15 protein-coding genes are annotated in these 15,161 nt (G+C 70.7%); 5 read left to right on the top strand and 10 right to left on the bottom strand.

The window, feature by feature from the left end:
• Positions 1-12 precede the first annotated feature (12 nt).
• The 5 genes from ACFY5C_RS14355 to ACFY5C_RS14335 form a co-directional block, all read right to left on the bottom strand.
• Entirely contained in the window at positions 13-768 is a 756-nt protein-coding gene (locus ACFY5C_RS14355) for an SDR family oxidoreductase (protein WP_389444217.1), read from the bottom strand.
• A gap of 5 nt (positions 769-773) precedes the next feature.
• Positions 774-2,561, bottom strand: coding sequence for a glycoside hydrolase family 15 protein (locus tag ACFY5C_RS14350; protein WP_389444216.1), 1,788 nt, complete (start codon positions 2,559-2,561; stop codon positions 774-776).
• A gap of 246 nt (positions 2,562-2,807) precedes the next feature.
• On the bottom strand, positions 2,808-3,599 hold the full coding sequence (locus ACFY5C_RS14345) for an SURF1 family protein (RefSeq protein WP_389444214.1): 792 nt from the start codon (positions 3,597-3,599) through the stop codon (positions 2,808-2,810).
• A gap of 49 nt (positions 3,600-3,648) precedes the next feature.
• Positions 3,649-3,882, bottom strand: a complete 234-nt coding sequence (locus ACFY5C_RS14340; protein WP_369270173.1) for a hypothetical protein — start codon at positions 3,880-3,882, stop codon at positions 3,649-3,651.
• Positions 3,883-3,961: 79 nt separating this feature from the next.
• Positions 3,962-4,996 (bottom strand): DEDDh family exonuclease, encoded by a 1,035-nt coding sequence (locus tag ACFY5C_RS14335; RefSeq protein ID WP_389444213.1) that lies wholly within the window; start codon positions 4,994-4,996, stop codon positions 3,962-3,964.
• A gap of 218 nt (positions 4,997-5,214) precedes the next feature.
• On the opposite strand from ACFY5C_RS14335, the gene ACFY5C_RS14330 reads away from it, so the two are divergent.
• Positions 5,215-5,925 (top strand): VIT family protein, encoded by a 711-nt coding sequence (locus ACFY5C_RS14330; RefSeq protein ID WP_389444211.1) that lies wholly within the window; start codon positions 5,215-5,217, stop codon positions 5,923-5,925.
• Positions 5,926-6,036: 111 nt separating this feature from the next.
• Here the strand turns inward: ACFY5C_RS14330 and ACFY5C_RS14325 are convergent, their stop codons facing one another.
• From ACFY5C_RS14325 to ACFY5C_RS14315, 3 genes are all read right to left on the bottom strand, one after another.
• Positions 6,037-7,044 carry a CopD family protein gene (locus tag ACFY5C_RS14325; protein ID WP_389444210.1) on the bottom strand — a complete coding sequence of 336 codons (1,008 nt, stop codon included), beginning with the start codon at positions 7,042-7,044 and terminating at the stop codon, positions 6,037-6,039.
• Between the two features lie 233 nt (positions 7,045-7,277).
• A complete protein-coding gene (locus ACFY5C_RS14320; RefSeq protein WP_389444208.1) occupies positions 7,278-8,699 on the bottom strand; it encodes a CoA transferase in 1,422 nt (473 codons plus the stop codon).
• 47 nt (positions 8,700-8,746) lie between these two features.
• Positions 8,747-10,273 carry a S8 family serine peptidase gene (locus ACFY5C_RS14315; protein WP_389444206.1) on the bottom strand — a complete coding sequence of 509 codons (1,527 nt, stop codon included), beginning with the start codon at positions 10,271-10,273 and terminating at the stop codon, positions 8,747-8,749.
• 386 nt (positions 10,274-10,659) lie between these two features.
• On the opposite strand from ACFY5C_RS14315, the gene ACFY5C_RS14310 reads away from it, so the two are divergent.
• The 3 genes from ACFY5C_RS14310 (at position 10,660) to moaA (ending at position 13,790) form a co-directional block, all read left to right on the top strand.
• A complete protein-coding gene (locus ACFY5C_RS14310) occupies positions 10,660-11,016 on the top strand; it encodes a DUF485 domain-containing protein (RefSeq protein WP_383597487.1) in 357 nt (118 codons plus the stop codon).
• Positions 11,013-12,641, top strand: a complete 1,629-nt coding sequence (locus ACFY5C_RS14305) for a cation acetate symporter (RefSeq protein ID WP_389444204.1) — start codon at positions 11,013-11,015, stop codon at positions 12,639-12,641. The genes ACFY5C_RS14310 and ACFY5C_RS14305 overlap by 4 nt, the downstream gene beginning before the upstream one ends.
• 159 nt (positions 12,642-12,800) lie before the next feature.
• A complete protein-coding gene (gene moaA, locus ACFY5C_RS14300; protein WP_389444812.1) occupies positions 12,801-13,790 on the top strand; it encodes a GTP 3',8-cyclase MoaA in 990 nt (329 codons plus the stop codon).
• Here moaA and ACFY5C_RS14295 read toward each other — a convergent pair.
• Both ACFY5C_RS14295 and ACFY5C_RS14290 read right to left on the bottom strand, forming a co-directional pair.
• A complete protein-coding gene (locus tag ACFY5C_RS14295) occupies positions 13,773-14,000 on the bottom strand; it encodes a hypothetical protein (protein ID WP_389444202.1) in 228 nt (75 codons plus the stop codon). The genes moaA and ACFY5C_RS14295 overlap by 18 nt on opposite strands.
• A gap of 213 nt (positions 14,001-14,213) precedes the next feature.
• Positions 14,214-14,612: a DUF3099 domain-containing protein gene (locus ACFY5C_RS14290; protein ID WP_389444200.1), complete on the bottom strand. Its 399-nt coding sequence runs from the start codon at positions 14,610-14,612 to the stop codon at positions 14,214-14,216.
• 244 nt (positions 14,613-14,856) lie between these two features.
• Here ACFY5C_RS14290 and ACFY5C_RS14285 point away from each other — a divergent pair, with 244 nt between their 5' ends.
• Complete coding sequence (locus ACFY5C_RS14285; RefSeq protein WP_389444811.1) at positions 14,857-15,141, top strand: GlsB/YeaQ/YmgE family stress response membrane protein; 285 nt, start codon at positions 14,857-14,859, stop codon at positions 15,139-15,141.
• Positions 15,142-15,161 lie beyond the last annotated feature (20 nt).

Below are 15,161 nucleotides of genomic sequence, written 5' to 3'. Positions count from 1 at the left end.
ACCCGAGGTGAGTCAGAACCCGTGCCGCATTCCGCCGTCCACGGGCAGCATGATCCCCGTCAGATAGGACGCGGCCGGAGACAGCAGGAACGCCGCCGCACGCCCGAACTCGTCCGGGGTCCCGTACCGCCGCAACGGAATCCGCGACTCGTTGGCGGCCCGAGTGGCCTCCGGGTCGGCAGACAGGCCGTCCAGCTCGCGCACGCGGTCCGTGTCGATCCGGGACGGCAGCAGTCCCACGACCCGAATGCCCCGCGGCCCCAGTTCGTCCGCGAGGGACTTGGCGAACCCGGCCAGCCCCGGCCGCAGCCCGTTCGAGATGGTCAGCCCCGGCAGCGGCTCGTGCACCGAGGCCGACAGCACGAACCCGATGACGCCGCCCTCGTTCAGTTCCGCCGCCGCCGTCCTGGCCAGCCGTACCGCCCCGAGGAACACCGACTCGAACGCGGCCTGCCACTGCTCGTCCGTGTTGTCCGCGACGAACCCGGCCGGCGGCCCGCCCACGCTGATGAGGACGCCGTCGAACCCGCCGAAGGCATCCCGCGCGGCAGCGATGAGACGTTCCGCGGCACCCGCGTCGGCGTTGTCGACGGCGACCCCGACGGCGTTCGGCCCCAGCTCGGCCGCCGCGGCGGCGACCCGCTCCTCGTCCCGGCCGGTCACGACGACCTTCGCCCCGTCGGCCACCAGCTCACGCGCCGCCGCGTTGCCCAGCCCGCGCGTGGCCCCCGTGACGACGTACACCCGGTCCTTCAGTCCAAGATCCATGGCCCCTATCCTGCCCCGTCGCCCCCGAACAGGGCGAGGGCGGTGTTCACCAGGCCGATGTGGCTGAAGGCCTGCGGGAAGTTGCCGAGCTGGCGGCCGGTCACCGGGTCGTACTCCTCGGCCAGCAGCCCCACGTCGTTGGCGAGCCCGGCGAGCCGGTCGAACAGCTCGCGTGCCTCCTGCGTACGACCTGTCATGTGCAGAGCCTCCGCCAGCCAGAACGAGCAGGCCAGGAAGGTGCCCTCGCCGCCGGGCAGCCCGTCGACGGTGGTCCCGTCGGTGCTGTAGCGGCGCAGGAAGCCCTGATGGCTGAGCTCGGCGCGGATCGCGTCGATGGTGCCGACGACGCGCGGGTCGTCGGGTGGCAGAAAGCCGACGCGCGGGATCAGCAACAGCGCGGCGTCGAGTTCGGGGGAGCCGTAGGACTGCGTGAAGGTGTTCCGCTCGGCGTCGTATCCCTTCTCGCACACCTCGCGGTGCACCTCGTCGCGCATCTCGCGCCAGCCGTCGAGGTCGCCGTCCAGCTTCGGGTTCTTCTCCAGGCTGCGCACCGCGCGGTCCGCGGCCACCCACACCATCACCTTCGAGTGCACGAAGTGCCGGCGGCCGCCGCGCACCTCCCACAGCCCCTCGTCGGGCTGCCGCCACGCCGTGCGCAGCCAGTCGACGAGCGCGGCCTGAATCGCCCAGATGTGCGGCTTGGTGGGCAGTCCTGCCTCCCGGGCCAGCGCCAGCGTGTCCATCACTTCGCCGTACACGTCCAACTGGAGCTGGTTCACGGCCAGATTGCCGACGCGTACGGGGGTGGAGCCGGCGAAGCCGGACAGCCACGGCACCTCGAACTCGGGCAGCCGCCGCTCGCCCGCCAGGCCGTACATGATCTGCAGGTCGGCCGGGTCGCCGGCGACCGCGCGCAGCAGCCAGTCGCGCCAGGCCTCCGCCTCCTCCCGGTAGCCCGCCGACAGGCCCACGTTCAGGGTGAGGGTTGAGTCGCGCAGCCAGCAGTGGCGGTAGTCCCAGTTGCGGACGCCGCCGATCTCCTCGGGGAGCGAGGTGGTGGGGGCGGCGACGATGCCGCCGGTAGGCCGGTAGGTGAGGGCCTTGAGGGTGATCAGGGAGCGCACGACGGCGTCGCGGTACGGCCCGTCATAACGGCAGTGCCCCACCCACTTCCGCCAGTCCCGCACGCTGCAGCGCAACGCCTCATATGGGTCGACGAGTGGCGGGCGCGGCTCGTGCGAGGGGTGCCAGGTCAGGACGAATGCGACCTTCTCGCCCTTCTCGACCGTGAACTCCGAGTGCGTACCGAAGTTCCTGCCCCAGGTGCGTACCTCGGGTTCGCTGCGCAGCCACGCCGAGTCCGGGCCGGCGACGGCCACCCGGTGCCCGTCGGACTCGCGCACCCAGGGGACGATCGAGCCGTAGTCGAAGCGCAGCCTCAGGGTGCTGCGTACGGTGACGCGGCCGCTGAGGCCCTCCACGATGCGTACGAGGTCGGGCGCGCGGTCGCGTTGGGGCATCAGGTCCGTGACGCGGATCGTGCCCTCGTCGGTCTCCCACTCGGTGTCCAGCACCAGGGTGTCCCGGCGGTAGGCGCGGCGGGTGCAGGGGCCCTTGGCGTGCTTGGGGGCGATGCGCCAGTGGCCGTTGTCCTTGTCGCCGAGGAGCTTGGCGAAGCAGGCACCCGAGTCGAAGCGGGGCAGGCACAGCCAGTCCACGGAACCGTCCCTGCCGACCAGGGCGGCCGTCTGCTCGTCGCCGATGAGTGCGTAGTCCTCGATTCGCTGGGGCACGCAAGTGCGGGTTCCCCAAGGGCCGATGGGCCAATCAGGGTGGGGCCGCGGGAGTGATCCGGCGGCGAAGGCGGAGAGCGCCGCACGCGGCGCTGCTGCTCGACGCCGGCCCAGTGCACGCCTTCAAGGGGCGCGGGGAACTGCGCGACCAGCCGAATGCGACCAGCCAAATGCGACCGGCACCTGCCCGGCAGCCTGAGCCGGCCACGGCGGTGGGCGTAAAGCTCCCCCCGTCAACGCCGGGTACTACACACCCACCGGCTCTGCCTCGGCCGGCTTCTCCGTCTCCGCGGCCCGCCGCTCACGGGCCTCCCGACGAGCCAGGACCAGCCACCCCACAGGCACCCCGGCAGCAAAGAGCCACCATTGCAGGGCATAGGCGTAATTCAGCGGAGCGTTCTCGTTACCCGGCTTGCCGATCAGCTCCGGCGCATCCCCCGCCGGCTCGGGAGTCGTCTGCACGACGTACCCCCCGAGCACCGACGCGTCGAGGCGACGAGCCTCCTGCCCGCTGTTGATCAGCATGACCTGCCGGTCGGGAAGGCCCTTGAGGTCCTTGATCCCGCTGGCCTCGGTCGTCTCGTCCGGCATCAGCCGCCCGGTCACCGTGACACGGCCGTCCGGCGGCGCAGGGACCTTGGGGAACGCCGTCTGGCTGGGCCCGTCCGCGGGGATCCAGCCGCGGTTGACCAGCAGCACCTTGCCGTCCGTCAGGACGAAGGGGGTGAGGACGTGGAAGCCGACCTCTTCGTCGGAGTTGACGCGCCGCCTGACCACGACCTCCTGGTCGGTGTCGAAGTGGCCCACCGCTGTCACTGTGCGGTAGCGCTCCTTGCTGGTGACCTCGTGCCCCGGAGAGGTCAGCCTCTCCACGGGCAGCGGCTTCGCGCCCAGGGCGTCGGCGACCAGCTGATTCCGGGCGCTGCGCTCCTCGTAGCGGTGCATCTGCCAGATGCCCAGCCTGATCATCGTGGGGATGAGCAGCAGGGCGACCAGCGTGAGGATCACCCACTGCCGGGACAACAGGAAGCGGTACACCCCACGACCGTACAACTCGGTCGTGGGGTGCGTTCAGGCGGGTACCTGGTCAGACCTTGTCGACGATCCCCGCCTTTCCTTCCGCGCGGGCGCAGTGGGCGCCGCAATACCAGTGACCCTCGACCTCGACACCCTGCCCGATGACCTGCACACGGCAGTGCTCGCAGATGGGTGCCATGCGGTGGATCGCACAGGAGAAGCAGTCGAAGACGTGCACCGCGCCCTGCGCGTGCACCTCGAAGGTCATGCCGTAGTCGTTTCCGCACACTTCACATGTCGCCATGCGCCACAGGGTGATCCGTCCCCGCGGTCCGGGCGAGGGGGCTCCGGGCGAGTCGCGCGGCAATCACCCGTCCGTACGGTCACCGCTCCGACGCCGGTTCCACGTCCCGCAGGAGTTGTCCGAACGCCGCCTCGTCGATCACCGGCGTCCCGTACTGGCGGGCCTTGACGACCTTGGACGTGCCCGCGTCCGGGTCGTTCGTGACGAGCAGGCTGGTCAGCCGGGACAGGCTCGTCGACACATGCAGCCCGGCCTCGATCGCACGGTCCTCCAGCAGGTCGCGCTCGACGGACGTGTCTCCGGAGAAGGCGACCCGCATGCCCTGCTTGAGCCGTTTGCCGTCTTCGTAGCGACCTGGGTTCGGATGGGGGCAGGCGGGCCTTTTGCGGGACGGCCGCCAACTGGTCGGCTGATGATTGCTGTAGCCGGTGTGCCCGCCGGTGCCGCCATACCCGCCATGAGAGCCCGCCTGCTGGCCGATCCGGGGCGCCGCAGCCGCGGTGTCCCGCCACTCGGTCAGCGGCAGGCACTCCTGCAGCGGCAGCCGCACACTGCCCGCCGCGGCGGCCCGCAGGCTCGGCCGGAACGCCTCCGCCAGCACGCGCGCGTCGTCCAGCGCATGGTGCGCGCGCTGCTGCACGACGCCGAAGTGCGCGGCCAGCGACTGCAGCTTGTGGTTGGGCAGCGGCAGGCCCAGCTCCTTGGACAGCGCGATGGTGCACAGCCGCTGCCGCACCGGGGCCCGGCGCTGCGCGCGCGCGTACTCCCGCGCGATCATCTGCCAGTCGAAGACGGCGTTGTGCGCGACGAGGACCCGGCCGTCCAGCCGGGCCGAGAACTCCTCGGCGATGTCCGTGAAGAGGGGAGCACCCTCCAGCGCCTCACTCGTCAGACCGTGGATCCAGACCGGGCCCGGGTCGCGCTCCGGGTTGACCAGCGTGTACCAGTGGTCCTCGACCTCGCCGCGCGCGTCCAGCCGGTACACGGCCGCGGAGATTATCCGGTCGTCCCGGGCCAGACCGGTGGTCTCCACGTCAACGACCGCATATCCCTGGGGATACGCGGTCGGCCATGCTGTGGGGGAGGGCGCTGCGGTCGCAGGGTCTTCGAGCATGGTCACTGAGGATACGGGCCCGGACTGACACTCCTGCCCGTCAGGTGCCTTGCCCCGCCCGCCCGTTCGAACGCCACGAACGTCAGCGCGTCAACCGGTCGGCATGCGCGCGGCGTTGCGGGCGGCCGCCGGCGGTGGCGGTCGCACGTGCTGCGCCCGGCACCGGCCCGGGAGCGTCGGTACGTTCCCGATGTCCCCTGCGGTGCGATCCTCCGCATATGACCGACTCGACGCATGACGAGACCCACGGCGGCGCGCTGGGCCGGCGGCTGAACTGGTTGCGGGCGGCGGTTCTCGGAGCGAACGACGGCATCGTGTCGACCGCGGGGCTCGTCGTCGGCGTGGCCGGTGCGACCGACGAGCGAGCGGCGCTGCTCACGGCCGGGCTGGCCGGGCTGCTCGCCGGGTCGATGTCGATGGCGGCGGGGGAGTACGTCTCGGTCTCCACCCAGCGCGACTCGGAGAAGGCGGCGCTGGCCCTGGAGAAGCGGGAGTTGCGGGAGCAGCCGGAGGCGGAGCTCGCGGAGCTGGCCGAACTGCTGGAACGGCGCGGGCTGTCCCGGGAGGTGGCCGCGGAGGCGGCGGTCCAGCTGACGGAACGGGACGCTCTGAAGGCACACGCGCGCGTGGAGCTCGGCATCGACCCGGACCAGCTGACCGACCCGTGGCACGCGGCGTGGGCGAGCTTTCTGGCGTTCACGGTCGGGGCGCTGCTGCCGCTGCTGGCCATGGTGCTGCCGCCGGCGGACTGGCGGCTGGCGGTCACCGTCGCCTCCGTCCTGGCCGCTCTCGCCCTGACCGGCTGGAGCAGTGCCCGCCTGGGCGCCGCCGCCCCACCGCGCGCCGTGCTGCGCAACATGGCGGGCGGGGCGCTGGCCATGGGGGTCACGTACGCGGCCGGGACGCTGCTGGACGTGGCGGGGGTGTAGCGCGTACGGCTCCCTGCAACGACGTACGGCGTCAGCGGCAAGCTCGGTTGCTGCACCGTGAAGACCTCATCGTGGAGCCCTCGCCGTCAAGCCCTCGCGCACGCGAAACCCTCACCAGCGGATCGGCACCGGAAGTGCCGTCAGCAGTCCCGACACGACGACCACCACGCCCAGGGCGACGACCTCCGCCCGCGCGGGCGAGCAGGCGGCCAGCGGGTCGGCCGCGCGGCGCAGCCGGATCCGCGCCCACAGGGCGAGCGCGACCACGGCCACCATCAGGATCACCTTGGCCAGCAGGACACGCCCGTACGCCGTCTCCGTCAGCTGGTGCAGGAGCGTGTCCGGCGGCATCCGGCGCAGCGAACTCCACACCCCGGTCGCCGTGATCGCGGCGAGCAGCACGGCCGCCACGCGCGCGTAGAGGCCCAGCAGGGCCGCGCCCCCCTCCCTGACGCCCCATGCGCGCAGGGTTCGCAGGGCATACAACAGGCCGCCGACCCAGAGCGTCGCGCAGGTCAGGTGCACCAGCGTCAGACCCGAGCCCAGCAGGGGGCTGTGCTCGGTCGTGGGGTGCGCGCGCAGCGCCTCGGCGACCACGACCGCGGCCAGCGGCCAGAGCTGGGTGACCGGCCGGCGCGAGAGGGCGCACAGCCCGGCCACGGCGAAGGCGTTGACCTCCAGCAGCGCGAGCTTGCCGTCGCGCGTGGCGTAGAGGCCGCCCACGTCGAGGTCGGCCGGGCTGTTAGGCACGAGGTTGCCGGTGGACACGACCGACGCGAGGGCGAGTGCGGCGAGGAAACCGGCCGCCGCCGCGTAGGGCGCCCAACTGCGGGGCATGGCAGGGGGAGCGCCGGGCACGGACCGCGCCAGCCGGTTCACGAACAGCTCGCCTGCCGGGACGCACAGCGCCGCGAACAGCACCGCGCGCAGCAGCCCGATCCCGCCGGTGCCGGGCGCGGCGGCCTCCCCGGTGCCGTGCAGCGCGGCCGACGGCCCGAGCAGGGGGATCAGCGCCGCCAGCGCGACCAGGACGAGAACGGCCACGGCCCGGCTGATGCCGGGTCGGGGTCTTGGCGCGCTCCCGTCGATCACGCCGGGAGAAGGTCTTGTCAACGTCACCTCAAGATCTTCACAAAAATCACATAGTCGGGCAAGCACCAGAAAACAAGTGGTGGTGTGGCATTCCGCCCAGAGGTACGGCATCGGTGGCCCCGACGCTCAGAAAAGCCCCTGGAAAGGCGGCCTCCGGTGCTCAGCCTGCTCCGCGGGTCCCGCCCTCGGTGCTCAGCCGGCTCCGCGCGGGTCCCGCCCTACGGTGCTCAGCCCGCTCCGCGGGTCCCGCCCTACGGTGCTCAGGCCCACCGCGCGGGATCCGCGCCCCAAACCCCCGGCGGCCGGGCCCAGTCGACGGGGCCGCCCGCGAAAGACACCGGTGACCGGGCGTACCGCAGCCGCCCGAGCGCGCTGTCCCGTTCGGTGAGCCAGGCGTCGGGCCCGTCGTAGACCTCCGCCGATTCCGACGCCTGTGACGTCAGGGTGCCCTCGCCGGACGGCTGGATTCCGGTCGTCAGCCACTTCGCCGTACGCGCCAGCGACAGCCGTACGCACCGGCCGTACCCCTGCTCCAACTGCTCGGTCAGAGCCCGCAGCACGGCAGCCGCCAGCAGATACCCGGTCCCGTGGTCGAGGGCCTGCGCGGGCAGCGCCCCGGGTTGCCCGGCCGATCCGTCGGTCATGCCTCCCTCGGTCGCGGCGATCCCGGTGACGACCTGCACGAGGCTGTCGAACCCGCGCCGCTCGCCCCACGGCCCGTACGCTCCCCAAGCCGACACCTCCGCCACGACCAGCCCCGGCCGCCGCTCGGTCAGTGCACGCGCCGACAGCCCGAACCGGTCCAGGGAGCCCGGCCGGTATCCGGTGACGACGACGTCAGCCTCCGCGAGCAGTTCCTCGAAGGTGCGCCGGTCCGTCGTCAGGTCCAGCGTCGCCGAGCGCTTTCCGAAGCCCGTGTCCGCGTGCTGGTCCGGGAGTTCGGGCTGCTGCGGCGCGTCCACACGCAGGACGTCGGCGCCGAGCAGCGCGAGGGTGCGGGTGGCGACCGGTCCGGCGATGACCCGTGTCAGGTCCAGTACGCGTACCCCGGCGGCGGGCAGCAGGGGAGAGCCGTCGAGGGACGGGAGCGCACGCGCGCGTGCCGTGTCCGACCGCTCGTGCTCGACCAGTGGCCGCCGCGCCACCGCGGCCGCCTGCTCGTGCGCCACCCACTCCTCGGGCGTACGCAGCGCCACGGCCAGCCCACCGGCCGCGTACACGGCTTCCTCCACCTCGCGCGCGGAACGCTCGGCGAGCGCCGCTCCGACGGCGTCCGGATCCTCCCGCGTCACCCCCAGCGCGGTCAGCAGCCGGGCCCGGTGGTGCGGATAGTTGGCATGCGTGCGCACCCAGCCGTCCGAGGTGCGCCAGAACCGCGACAGCGGGGCGAAGTTGACCGGTGCGCGCCCGTCGACCAGCAGATGCCGTTCGCTCACGAATGCGGTGGCGATCGCCCCGTCGTCCAGTCGTACCCCGGGCACTTCAAAGAGCCCGGCCCGTCGCGCCGCCAACTCGGCGGCGGCCAGCGCACACGCGCCCACGCACGCGCGCGCCAACTCCCGTACGGGAAGGCGCGCATGCAACGCGCCTTCCCGCACCACGGTCGACAGCCGCGGAAGGAGGGCGGGATCGCCGCCCACCGCGGACCAGGCAGTACTGATCGGAGTGCTGGTCGGAGTCATTACTGCACTATGCAGTATTTGACTCAGTCAAAGGAGTCGTTTTCGACTCAGTCAACGGCGTCCAGCGCGTTGACGATGCCGAACCCGTAGAAGCCGTTGTACCGCTTGCCGCCCTCGCACACCGCGTCCTGCTTGCCGTCGCCGTCCTGGTCGTACGACTCGGGGCAGCCCGGGTTGTCCGCCTGCGCCTTCAGGAGCGCGTGCAACTGGGAGCCGGTCGCGTGCGGGTACCGGGACTTCAGCAGCGCCGCCACTCCCGCGGCCTGCGGGGACGCCATCGACGTGCCCTGCAGGAAGCCGTACTTGCCGTCCGGGAGGGTGGCCAGGATGCGCCCGTTCTTCGACGGGGTGTCCGGGATCTGGTACAGCCGGTCGCCGCCCGGCGCCGCGATGTCGATGACGCCGTAACCGTACGTGGAGTAGTACGACTTGAGGTTCTGCACGCCCGTCGCGCTGACCGTGACGATCCCCGGCAACTGCGTCGGAACGTCGAAGCATTCGTGCGGGTCGACGGTGCGCTCGACCGGGGTCGAGTCATCGGGGCTGCTGTCGTCGACGATCGCGTCGGAGGCGAGGTCGTGGTTGGAGTTGCCCGCCGACGCCAGGTTGAGCGTGCCCTTGTTCTGGGCGTACTGCTGGGCCCTGTTGACCGCGTCGACGATGGCCCGCTGGTCCGGATCGTCCATGCAGTTGTAGAGCCACGGGTCGACGTAGTAGCTGTTGTTCGTGATCTCCACGCCGTGATCGGCGGCGAAGACGAAGGCGCAGACGACGCTTTCGGGGTAGAAGAGGCCGTTGACCGGGTCGCTCACCTGGATGGCGGAGACCTGGACGCCGGGGGCGACGCCGGCGATGCCGATGCCGTTGCGCGGCGCGGCGATCTCGCCCGCCACATGGGTGCCGTGACCGTCGGCGGTGGTGTACGGCCGCCAGGCGCCGGGGCTGGTGTCCGCCTTGCCGCCCGCGCAGTTCGCGGACTGGCCGGCGGAGAAGTTCGGCGCGAGGTCGGGGTGGGTGTCGTCGACGCCGTTGTCGATCACGGCGACGGTCACCCTGCGGCTGCCGGGATTGATCTTCGCCGCCCGGTCGGCGCCGATGGCGCGCAGGTTCCACTGGTCGGCCTCGAGAGGCTCGTCGGCGCCCGCCGCGGCGCTCTGCGTCCGTGCCGCCTGCTGCTCCGTCATGAGCTGGGCGGGGCCCTCGTCCGTGGTCCCGGCGGCGGTCAGGGGAGCCGTACGCGAGGCACCCGCCGACTGGACGCCCCGCACCGAGCGCATGGCCTTCGCGAAGTCGGGGTTCGCCGAGTGGACGACGATCACGCCGATCTTCTCGTACGCGATCACGACCGTTCCGCCGGCCGTGGCGATCGCCTTCTTCACCGACTCGATCGTGCGGCGGTCCTGGCGGGTGTTCACGACATAGGCCAGCGCGGGCGCGTCCGTGACCTGCGCGACGGGCTGCGCGGGAGGTGCGGCTGCCGATGCCGCCGTCGGCAGAAAGCCGAGCGAGGCCGTCAGGGACAGGGCGAGCGGGGCGGCGAGGCCGAGTCGGCGTCTGGACCGCAGATGAGCCATGGGATCTCCACATCATCCGGAACGAGACCACCCGAGACACCGGTTGGCGCTCAGGCAGGTACATGACGAGTGGTGCAGAGGCGAAGCTATCCCCGAACCTGCTGGCCAGCAATCCGGCCGATCGACTTCGGAAAGAAGTGCGGGGAGTTGAACCGGTCCTCGCGTGGCGCCGTGACCTTGGACAGGAGGCGCGAGCACGATCGAGCCCCCTGTTGGATCACGCGCCGGGGCCCTAACATCGCCAGCCGGTTCAAGTGATCCGCGTCACTGCGAGGAACAGAGCCGTCATGTCCGTACCCGAGCCGTCCGCCACTGCTGATCCGTCCCCGATCCCCGAACCGTCCCCGTCCACCGTCGCAACAGCGCCCGCAACGCGAGGAGACTCCGTGGCCACCGACGCACCGCCCCCCTCGAAAGAGCAACACAAACTCCCTTCCACCGAGGAGTTCGTCGAGGTGCACGAGAGCGCGGAGTTCGGTGAACTGCGCCGCTCCTACCGCTCGTTCGCCTTTCCGCTGACAGTCGCCTTCATCGCCTGGTACCTGCTGTACGTCCTGCTCTCGAACTACGCGGGCGACTTCATGGGCACCAAGCTGTTCGGCAACATCAACATCGCGTTCGTCTTCGGTATCGCCCAGTTCGTCACCACGTTCCTCATCGCCTGGTGGTACGCGCGGCACGCAAGCGCCAAGCTCGACCCCAAGGCCGAGGCCATCAAGACCCGTATGGAGGGCGGCGCATGAGCCCCGCGATGACCCATGTGCAGCTCGCCGCCAACGAGGCCAGCGAGCACCGGCCGCTGATCATCACCCTGTTCGCGCTCTTCGTGGTCGCGACCCTTTTCATCACCGTGTGGGCGGGCCGCCAGACCAAGGACGCCGCCGACTTCTACGCGGGCGGACGCTCGTTCAGCGCCTTCCAGAACGGCCTCGCCGTCTCCGGCGACTACATGTCCGCCGCGTCCTTCCTCGGCATCGCGGGCGCCATCGCCCTCTTCGGTTACGACGGTTTCCTTTACTCCATCGGCTTCCTGGTCGCCTGGCTGGTCGCGCTGCTCCTGGTGGCCGAGCCGCTCAGGAACTCCGGCCGCTACACGATGGGTGACGTCCTCGCGTACCGCATGCGCCAGCGTCCGGTGCGCACGGCGGCCGGCACCTCCACGATCGTCGTGTCGATCTTCTACCTGCTGGCCCAGATGGCCGGTGCCGGCGTCCTGGTCTCGCTGCTGCTCGGCATCACCTCCGACGCGGGCAAGATCCTCATCGTCGGTCTCGTCGGTGTCCTGATGATCGTGTACGTCTCCATCGGCGGCATGAAGGGCACCACCTGGGTCCAGATGGTCAAGGCCGTGCTGCTCATCGGCGGCACGATCCTGATTACGTTCCTGGTGCTGCTGAAGTTCAACTTCAACATCTCGGACCTGCTGGGCAAGGCCGCCGAGAACAGCGGCAAGGGCGCCGCCTTCCTGGAGCCCGGCCTGCAGTACGGCGCCACCGGCACCTCCAAGCTGGACTTCATCTCCCTCGGCATCGCCCTGGTCCTCGGCACCGCCGGTCTGCCGCACATCCTGATCCGCTTCTACACGGTGCCCAACGCCAAGGCCGCCAGGAAGTCCGTGAACTGGGCCATCGGCATCATCGGCGGCTTCTACCTGATGACCATCGCCCTCGGATTCGGCGCCGCGGCGCTCATCTCGCAGGACGAGATCATCGCGTCGAACCCATCAGGGAACACGGCGGCACCGCTGCTCGCCCTGCACCTGGGCGGCGTCGACTCGGCGTGGGGCGCGATCCTGCTCGCCACCATCTCGGCGGTGGCCTTCGCGACGATCCTCGCCGTGGTCGCCGGCCTGACGCTGGCGTCGTCCTCGTCGTTCGCCCACGACATCTACGCCAACGTCATCAGGAGGGGCCAGGCCACCGAGAAGGAGGAGGTCCGGGCGGCCCGCCTCGCCACCATCGGCATCGGCGCCGTCTCCATCCTCCTCGGCGCCCTCGCCCGCGACCTGAACGTCGCCGGCCTGGTCGCCCTGGCCTTCGCGGTCGCGGCCTCCGCCAACCTGCCGACGATCCTCTACAGCCTGTTCTGGAAGAGGTTCACCACCCAGGGCGCGCTGTGGTCGATCTACGGCGGTCTGATCGTCGCCGTCGGCCTGGTGCTGTTCTCGCCCGTCGTCTCCGGCGACCCCAAGGCGATGTTCCCCGACGTCGACTTCGCCTGGTTCCCGCTGAAGAACCCGGGCATCATCTCCATCCCGTTCGGCTTCCTCATGGGCTGGCTCGGCACCGTCCTGTCCAAGGAGGAGCCCGACGCCGGCAAGTACGCGGAGCTGGAGGTCCGGTCCCTGACCGGCACCGGCGCCCACTAGCAGCCCCTGAAAAGCCCGTTCCGGGCGGCCGCGTCGTAGATCTCTACGACGCGGCCGCACCGTACGTCGTGGGATCGGGACGGTGTCGCTGTCAGTGCGGTCACGTAGGCTCGCAGGTGTAGGAAGTTGAATCTGGCCGTGACGAGGGAGGGGGCCCACGTGCTCATCGACACCTACGGCCGAGTGGCCACCGACCTGAGGGTCTCGCTGACCGACCGCTGCAATCTGCGGTGCACGTACTGCATGCCCGAGGAGGGCCTGCAGTGGCTGGCCAAGCCCGACCTGCTCACGGACGACGAGATCGTCCGCCTGATCGACATCGCCGTCACCTCCCTCGGCATCGAGGAAGTCCGCTTCACCGGCGGCGAGCCCCTGCTGCGCCCCGGACTGGTCGGCATAGTCGAGCGCGTCGCGGCCCTGGAGCCCCGCCCCCAGATGTCGCTGACCACCAACGGCATCGGCCTCAAGCGCACCGCCGCCGCCCTGAAGACCGCAGGCCTGGACCGGGTCAACGTCTCCCTGGACACCCTGCGCCCGGACGTCTTCAAGACCCTCACCCGCCGTGACCGCCACAAGGACGTCATCGAGGGCCTGGACGCGGCCCGGGATGCCGGCCTGACCCCGGTCAAGGTCAACTCGGTCCTGATGCCCGGCCTCAACGACGACGAGGCCCCCGACCTGCTCGCCTGGGCGGTGGAGCACGACTACGAACTGCGCTTCATCGAGCAGATGCCCCTGGACGCCCAGCACGGCTGGAAGCGCGACGGCATGATCACGGCCGGGGACATCCTGACCTCCCTGCGCACCCGCTTCGAGCTGACCCCCGAAGGCGCGGAGAAGCGCGGCTCTGCCCCGGCGGAGCGCTGGGTGGTGGACGGCGGCCCGCACGTGGTGGGTGTCATCGCCTCCGTCACCCGCCCGTTCTGCTCGGCCTGCGACCGCACCCGCCTGACCGCCGACGGTCAGGTCCGCACGTGCCTGTTCGCCACGGAGGAGACGGACCTGCGAGCGGCGCTGCGCTCCGACGCCCCCGACGAGGAGATCGCGCGCATCTGGCGGCTGGCGATGTGGGGCAAGAAGGCGGGAGCGGGCCTGGACGACCCGTCGTTCGTGCAGCCGGACCGGCCGATGTCAGCCATCGGTGGCTGAGGGGACCTCTTCCCACTCCGCGAGCAGGACCACGTCCTTCAAGAACCCCCGCACCCCGAGGAACTGCGACAGATGCTCGCGGTGCTCGTCACAGGCGAGCCACGTCTTGCGCCGCTCCGGCGTGTGAATCTTCGGGTTGTTCCACGCCAGCACCCACACGGCGTCGGCACGGCACCCCTTGGCGGAGCAGATCGGCGTCTCGTCACTCACAGATTCGTCTCACAGATTCGCGCACAAAAGGCGACGCCGAGCAGCCACGGGGGGAGCTGCCCGGCGTCGGTCTGTCGCTCCGACGGGGGATGCGGAGCGCCTACGAAGTATGTCACGGGTAACCCGTCGCCCGGCACCGGAACAACACTATTGATCTGAGCTTTTCCTGAGCTTGGCTTGGATTCGGCTTCCGGAGGGAAGGGGTCCGCGGGATCACGCCCCGTCGTGCGGTTTGCCCTGTGCACCCGGCGCGGAGTCGCCCACAACATCTTCCGGGACCGATTCCGCGAAACCGTCGTTCGTCCGCGGTGGCGTGATCATCGGCCGCATCGGCGCGGTCACGAACGTGGACGGCAGACCTGGCGCATTCTCCCGCCCCGCGTTGGCGATCACCACCGCGATATACGGCAGGACAGCGCCGAGGACCAACGCCACGATCGCGACGTGCCGTTCGACGTTCCACAACGAGGCTGCGAGGATCACCGACAGCGTACGGATCGACATCGAGATGATGTACCGGCGCTGCCGGGCGCGCACATCGTCCTGGAGACCCGCCCGGGCTCCGGTGATCCGGAACACCTCGGTGTGGCCGCTCGCATGCAGCTTCCGCATCACATTCCACCATCCGCCCGCATCGGACTCTCCCGTGCCCGTACCCGTCCGCCCCCGGTCGGGGTCCCGGGCCAGGACACCCTCCACGGTACGCCTCGGCTCCGCCGCCTACGAGACCGGGGCACCTGTCACCTGGAGGAACACCGCCAGCCGTAACGCGTACGGCGGTACCCGGCATGCGGCGTACCAGGGCCGGACCAAGACTGGGCGTACTGCTCACCCCGAGCCGTACGAGGAGGCAGCCATGGGCTGGTTGTGGGCGATCATCGTGGGATTCGTGCTGGGTCTGATCGCGAAGGCGCTCATCCCCGGCAAGCAGCACAGCCCCCTCTGGCTGACGACCATCTTCGGCATCCTCGGCGCCATCGTCGGCAACTCCGTCGCCCGAGCGTTCGGTGTCGACGCGACCAGGGGCATCGACTGGAGCCGGCACATCTTCCAGATCGTCGCCGCGGTGATCATCGTGTACCTGGGCGACATGCTGTACCTGGCGACGCTGGGCAAGAGGAAGCGGCAAACCCGAGCATGATCATGCCGATGGGGCGGCCT

It is taken from the genome of Streptomyces sp. NPDC012935, from assembly GCF_042900345.1.
Classification (GTDB): domain Bacteria; phylum Actinomycetota; class Actinomycetes; order Streptomycetales; family Streptomycetaceae; genus Streptomyces.
Note: the sequence above shows the minus strand (reverse complement) of the source record. Positions and strands in the feature narration are given on the sequence as shown.